The sequence below is a fragment of the uncultured Megasphaera sp. genome, assembly GCF_958350005.1.
Classification (GTDB): Bacteria; Bacillota; Negativicutes; order Veillonellales; family Megasphaeraceae; genus Megasphaera.
The window spans coordinates 1-6,599 of the sequence record NZ_CATWFF010000117.1 but is presented as its reverse complement, the minus strand read 5'-3'; the positions used below and the strand labels follow the sequence as shown (position 1 = coordinate 6,599).

Below are 6,599 nucleotides of genomic sequence, written 5' to 3'. Positions count from 1 at the left end.
ATATGTATATCGAGATTGTGAAATTTAGAACTCTTCAATTTCGACTGGATAATACCAACGAATATCGCAGAAACGGTTCGCCAGTATTCCCAAAGGTTATACATCGTACAGATTTCAAGAACTAAAAGTAATGTAAGAATTGCGTATATGTTCTTGATTTTCTTAAAAAAAGTTTGTACGATTAGAGTAACAGATCATTATTTTCATAATAATGATACCGTTCATTAGTTTACAAAGACAGGCTCGCCTGCCAAACATTTTAAATTTTTTGAAGGAGTGATTCCCGTGAAAGAAGTTGTAATCGTAAGTGCTTGCCGTACGGCTATTGGTAAATTTGGTGGCAGTTTAAAAGACGTTCCAGCAGCTGAACTTGGCGCAATCGTTATCGCCGAAGCCCTCAAACGTGCTGGTCTGGAAGACAAAAAAGACATCGTTGATGAAGTAGTTATGGGCAATGTATTACAGGCAGCCAGCGGCCAGAACCCGGCCCGTCAGGCTATGATCAAAGCCGGCCTGTCCATTGAAACACCGGCCCTGACTGTAAACAAAGTATGCGGTTCCGGTCTCCGCTGCGTTTCCCTCGCTGCTCAGATGATTAAAGCCGGCGACGCTGACGTCATCGTAGCAGGCGGCATGGAAAACATGTCTGCAGCTCCCTATGCCATTCCCAAAGGACGCTGGGGCTACCGCATGGGCGACGGCAAATTAGTCGACGTCATGATTAAAGACGGCCTGTGGGATGCATTCAATGACTACCACATGGGCATTACGGCTGAAAACGTAGCTGAACAGTTCGGCGTTTCCCGTGAAGATCAGGACGCACTGGGCGCTCGTTCGCAGCAGAAAGCCTGCGAAGCTATTAAGAGCGGCGCATTCAAATCCCAGATCGTTCCTGTTGTCATCCACGGCAGAAAAGGCGACACTGTATTTGATACAGACGAATTCCCCCGCGAAGGCACGACAGTTGAAAGCCTGGCTAAATTAAAACCGGCCTTCAAAAAAGGCGGCACCGTAACAGCCGGCAACGCTTCCGGCATCAACGACGGCGCAGCTGCATTCGTCGTCATGTCGGCTGACAAAGCAAAAGAACTTGGCCTGAAACCGATGGCTAAAGTTGTAAGCTATGCATCTGCCGGCGTAGATCCTTCCATCATGGGTACCGGTCCTGTTCCTTCGTCTCGTAAAGCTCTGGCCAAAGCTGGTCTGGAAGCCAAAGACCTCTCCCTTATCGAAGCAAACGAAGCTTTCGCTGCACAGGCAGTATACTGCTGCCGTGAACTGGGTTTCGACATGGATAAAGTCAATATCCACGGCGGCGCTATCGCGTTGGGCCATCCGATCGGAGCATCGGGCGCTCGTATCCTCGTTACGTTGCTGTACGGCCTGAAAGAAGTTGGCGGCAAATACGGCCTGGCTACGCTGTGCATCGGCGGCGGTCAGGGTACGGCCTGCATCGTGGAAAACCTCGACTAATATCCCTTTTTCCACCCCCTGGAAAACCAGAAAGCATGGGCTTCGGCCCATGCTTTTTTTATGTTGTAAAAGCTATGTAAAAAAGGTATTAAGTATTACATATCTGTATTATTTTTATATAAGTATTTTTCTAAAACTATTTCATTTTCCGGACAAAAATGATAAAATGAATTCGCTCAAGAAAAGGGGTATTTACACACAAAAAAACAAAAACTAAAAACAGAAAGAAGGCTTGGTAATGAAAACTACCCGTCGTAAAATGTCTTTGGTTCAGCTGACCTTCGTCACTGCAGCCAACATGTTGGGAGCCGGCATCATCATGCTGCCCACCAAACTTGCCGAAGTCGGTACGATTTCCATTATTTCCTGGATCATCACGTCGTTAGGCTCTCTCGCCTTAGCCATGGCTTTTGCCCGATGTGGCATGTTTACTACAAAACCTGGCGGAATGGGCGGTTATTCCGAATACGCCTTTGGGCGAATAGGACATTTTATGGCTAATTATGCCTATGCTGTATCTATTGTTATTGCTAATGTAGCTATTGCGATTACTGCTGTCGGCTACGGCGCCGGTTTCTTAGAGACCACGTTTACGCCGCTGCAGACGTGTTTATATACAATCGCCTTGTTATGGATAGCTGCGGCCCTGAATTTCAGCGGCTCCCGCTATTCCGGAAAGCTCAGCACCATTACAATCTGGGGAGCAATTATCCCTGTGTTAGGTATTTCTGTTATTGGCTGGTACTGGTTCAGCCCGTCTACGTGGCTTGCCTCGTGGAACCCGGGCAACGTCGGCCTGTCTGATGCCATCGGCAATTCCATTGCCCTGACCCTGTGGTCGTTCCTGGGCCTGGAATCGGCAGCTGTCAACATGGACGCTGTAGAAAATCCGAAGCGTTCCGTGCCGATTGCCACCTTCATCAGCACTTTAGGGGTTGCCGTCATTTATGTCGCTTCGACAAACGTCATTGCCGGCATCGTTCCCAATGCGGAAATACTCAGCTCCAGTGCCCCCTTTGGTCTGGCTTTCTCGTATATGCTCGGCTCTACGGCCGGCAAGGTCGTCATGGGACTCATGGTCTTCTCCTGTGCCGGTTCCCTGCTGTCGTGGCAGTTCACGCTGGCCCGTGTATTTAAAACCAGTGCCCAGCGCGGTCTGTTCCCCAAAATTTTCGCCAGAGTCACCAATGCCGATGTTCCTGTACGGGGAATGTTGTGCATCCTCTGCATGCAGAGCTGTCTGGCCCTCATGACAATCAGCCCGTCTCTGGCAGCGCAGTTTGAACTGCTGGCCAACCTGGCTGTCGTTACCAACGTCATTCCGTACATCCTGTGTGCCGGTGCCTTGACATCGATTTTGACACAGGAACGAATTCCCAATTCCGTCTGTAACCGGAACTCGTCCATTTTCCTGGCCGGCGTATCCATCATTTACTGCGTATACGCCCTGACCACAACGGACGGCATTACCTTCTTCAGCGGCTGTTTCGCAGCCTTCCTGGGCTGGCTGGTGTACATCATCCGCTTCACCATTATGAAACAGGCTATTGTCGAAATTAAATGAACATAGTATAACGAAAGCTCTTCATGATCCGGCGCAACAGCGCAGTAAATCATGAAGAGCTCTTTTTATTCCACTACTTGCGATAACGCAGACATACTCCCATTACTACATTCCCCAGGGCAATGGAACCTATCATGATGACGGCGCCGAATAGAAAAGGCGTAACAAAGACGAAGGGATTATTCTGGACAACAGGCATGGCTTGCAGTACATATTCCCGGAATACAGTCGTATCATTGGAAAAGAGCAGCTGCTGCACGACCATCCAGGCCAGGGCCATGACGACGATGCGGCCAATGCGGACGCCTCGTTCCCAGCCCGTATAGGCCGCTTTTTTTGGCGGAAAGAAATACCCGGCAAACGTCGCCAGAACAAATACAGTCATGATGATGAAGCCAAAGCCGATAATGCCAATGACACCGATGACCAGACTCGGCGTCACTTCACTGTCATCAACAGCGGGAAACAGGAGCATGCCCATAAGCGAACAGGGCAATGGCAGCGCATATAACAGAGGGTCCAGAAACTCTGAATACCAATACTGCCGCTGGTGAGCCCGCCACCAGTCCACACCCCAGGCCGCTGCCGTCTGCAGGATAAGCGTACCGATCATCCACAGCGTAAACAACGGCAGCCGAATACTGTAAGTCTGCCAGTATGACTGGGTCATGAGACTGTTTAACACGCCAATTCCAACGAACATGGCAACAAATCCGCCGTACAGAACAGCCGGCAGAGACGCATAGTCAGACCGTTCCCCCTGCTTTCGCTGACGCCGCCCCATCGTGACCGGCATGGTAATGGACAGAATCAGAAACAGGAGCAGCGACAGCGACGCAAAGAGGCTCTTATCTGATGCAAAGGCTCCAAAAGGTACGGGAACCGTCCAAATAGCCAGGCGGATGATACTGCGCACCTGATTTCTCCAGGTACTATTCTTCATGCGCCTTCACCTGCCCGTTCTGTCCCTGAAAGGAGGAAAACAAATATGCCAGCATCACCGTCAGGCATACCATGGCATACATGCCGGCAATAAACACAATATCACGGCCAACAGTGGGCCATTCCCAGAAGGACGTTTCTTTCCACACTGCATCCATGCCGTAACAGAATGCGCCTAAGCCAACAGATACCAATACCCAGGAAAAGAGGAATACCTTGCGGGCAATTCGTTTCTGCTGCGGACCGAAACAGGCCTCCTGACTTCCCACATAGGCCCAGGGCACAGCAACGGACAGAACCATATACGTCACCAGTGCAACGACGGCACTGGACCCATTATGTATCGTATAGGACCCAATCGGAATGGGAATAATAAAAAAACACATGAACAGACATTGGCGACAAATATCGCGGCAGCTTTTCATCACATCATACCTCCCTGGCGCCAGTAAGTTTATTTCTGATACATAAGTATACCATAAAAAAAGCATTCCGTCCCTCTATTGCGTAAATTCTGCGGGTTGTGTACAATAAAGATAATACTATATATGCTTATTATTTGTATAATAGAAAGGTATCGATTTCACTATGAGCAAACCATTTCAGGCACTCGGACTTTCTCCGGAATTATGCGAGATGCTGCATAAACAGGGCATTCAGACCCCAACAGCCGTACAGGCACAGGCTATTCCTGCTGTTTTCAAAGGCCGTGATCTCCTCGCCCAGGCGCAGACCGGCACAGGCAAGACCTATGCCTTTTTGCTTCCTGCTCTTCAGCAGGTCAAACGGGACGTTCACATGGAACAAGTCCTCATTATGACGCCGACCCGTGAACTGGCCCGGCAGATCGCCGATGTATCCCATACGCTGGCACCGGCCCTCGGCGTGGACGTACTCAACCTGATCGGCGGGCGGACAATCGAAAACCAGCTGCAGAAGCTGCACCGCCATCCCCAGGTCATTATCGGCACGCCAGGCCGACTTCTCGACCACTGCCGCCGCAATTCCCTTGACCTGAGCGGCGTAGGCCGCGTCATTGTCGATGAAGCCGATCAGATGCTGCAGGCCGGATTTCTGGAAGACGTAGACATGCTCATCAGCATGACGCCCAAACGCCGGCAGCTCCTGTTCTTCTCGGCAACAGTTCCGGACAAAATCAAAAGTCTGGCAAAAAAACACATGCAAAACCCTCTGGTGCTGAAGATCCTGGAAGGCAATACGATTGCCCTCGAACGAATTGAGCAGCGCATTTACATGATGAGTGAAGACCGCAAATTTGACAAACTCTGCCAGATGCTTACGGAAATGAATCCCTATCTGGCCATCGTATTCTGCAATACCAAAGAACGGACGTCTCACCTGGCAGGACAGCTTCTGGCCGCCGGCTTCAACATCGGTGAACTCCACGGCGACCTGCCCCAGGGACGGCGTACGCAGATCCTGAAAGATTTTGCCAAGGCCAAAACGCAGATTCTCGTGGCCACCGACATCGCCGCCCGGGGCATCGATATCGAAGGCATTACGCACGTATTCAACTACGACGTACCCCATGATGTAGACTACTACATTCACCGCATTGGCCGCACCGGCCGGGCCGGCAGCGAAGGCCTGTCCATCATGTTTGCCACCGGTGCCGACGAAAACTGGATTCGCCGCATTGAACACAATATTCACGCTACCATTACCAAATATACCCTAAGCGGGCAGGTCAAGGTAAAATCCAGTACCCGGCCGCCAAAAAAGGCAAAACCCTCGACAGATAAGCGCCCGGCCAGTACCTATCAGACTACGAAAAATAAGCGGTTCAAACAGCTGCACAAAGGCGGCAACAACCGCCGTCGCAGACAGAAATAACCGAAAGGAGTGGATTCCTATGAAAAAATTCTTCGCCTATATACTGACTGCTCTGTTTCTGGTCGTCAGCGCAGGCTGTACGAGCGTACCGACGACACAGCCAAAGTCGGACACGCCAACGAAGCAGGAACAATCGGCAAATCAACAAAATACGACGTCTCCTGCCGCTAACGCACAAACTGTAGGCAAGCGTATCTCCATTGGTGACACCGCTGCCGACTGGGAACGGGTTCTGGGCCATCCCTATGCGCAGGGCGATACGATCAAGAATTATCAGGAAGGCCAGTTTAAAGTAGTCTTTGAAAAGGATCGGGCCGTGACCATCACCATAGCGGCCAAAGACGGCAAAAATCCCCTGACCGATGACCTGGTACCGCAGGATGGACAAAAGCAGTCGGAAAGCAGCAAAGACGTTGGCGGCATGACTATGACCGTTGAAAAATGGCACAGCAATGCCTTACAGGCAGCTATTCCTGAAACAAAGGGCAACTACACCATTATGAAACACACCAAAGGCCAGGCCTATGACAGTGTCGTCATCGACTGCACGCCAAATCTGAAAAAATAATACGCCATGTACACATCCGCCCTCGGCAATATACAACATACTGCCGAGGGCGGATTATACTATCAGCTATACTTTTGGATACACAAAGACAAACACAGCCTGCCAACAAAATGCTGACAGGCTGTGTTTGTCTTGACTTTCTTTGGTGACCCGGTAGGGATTCGAACCCTAGACCTACTGATTCGTAGTCAGTCACTC

General features: G+C 50.4%; 6 protein-coding genes. 4 read left to right on the top strand and 2 right to left on the bottom strand.

Annotation, left to right across the window (positions count from 1 at the left end):
- Positions 1-285 precede the first annotated feature (285 nt).
- Positions 286-1,473 carry an acetyl-CoA C-acetyltransferase gene (locus Q3886_RS07455; protein WP_301860671.1) on the top strand — a complete coding sequence of 396 codons (1,188 nt, stop codon included), beginning with the start codon at positions 286-288 and terminating at the stop codon, positions 1,471-1,473.
- 238 nt (positions 1,474-1,711) lie between these two features.
- Positions 1,712-3,037 carry a putrescine-ornithine antiporter gene (gene potE, locus Q3886_RS07450; RefSeq protein WP_301860670.1) on the top strand — a complete coding sequence of 442 codons (1,326 nt, stop codon included), beginning with the start codon at positions 1,712-1,714 and terminating at the stop codon, positions 3,035-3,037.
- A 73-nt stretch (positions 3,038-3,110) separates the two neighbouring features.
- Here potE and Q3886_RS07445 read toward each other — a convergent pair whose 3' ends face one another.
- Together Q3886_RS07445 and Q3886_RS07440 are read right to left on the bottom strand one after the other, a co-directional pair.
- The gene (locus Q3886_RS07445) at positions 3,111-3,980 is read right to left on the bottom strand and encodes a hypothetical protein (protein ID WP_301860669.1); all 870 of its coding nucleotides are present in this window, start codon (positions 3,978-3,980) and stop codon (positions 3,111-3,113) included.
- A complete protein-coding gene (locus Q3886_RS07440) occupies positions 3,970-4,365 on the bottom strand; it encodes a hypothetical protein (protein ID WP_301860668.1) in 396 nt (131 codons plus the stop codon). Before Q3886_RS07440 ends, Q3886_RS07445 begins: the two co-directional genes overlap by 11 nt.
- Positions 4,366-4,567: 202 nt before the next feature.
- Here Q3886_RS07440 and Q3886_RS07435 point away from each other — a divergent pair, with 202 nt between their 5' ends.
- On the top strand, positions 4,568-5,833 hold the full coding sequence (locus Q3886_RS07435) for a DEAD/DEAH box helicase (RefSeq protein ID WP_301860667.1): 1,266 nt from the start codon (positions 4,568-4,570) through the stop codon (positions 5,831-5,833).
- 19 nt (positions 5,834-5,852) lie between these two features.
- Positions 5,853-6,401 (top strand): hypothetical protein, encoded by a 549-nt coding sequence (locus Q3886_RS07430; protein WP_301860665.1) that lies wholly within the window; start codon positions 5,853-5,855, stop codon positions 6,399-6,401.
- Positions 6,402-6,599: the final 198 nt, after the last annotated feature.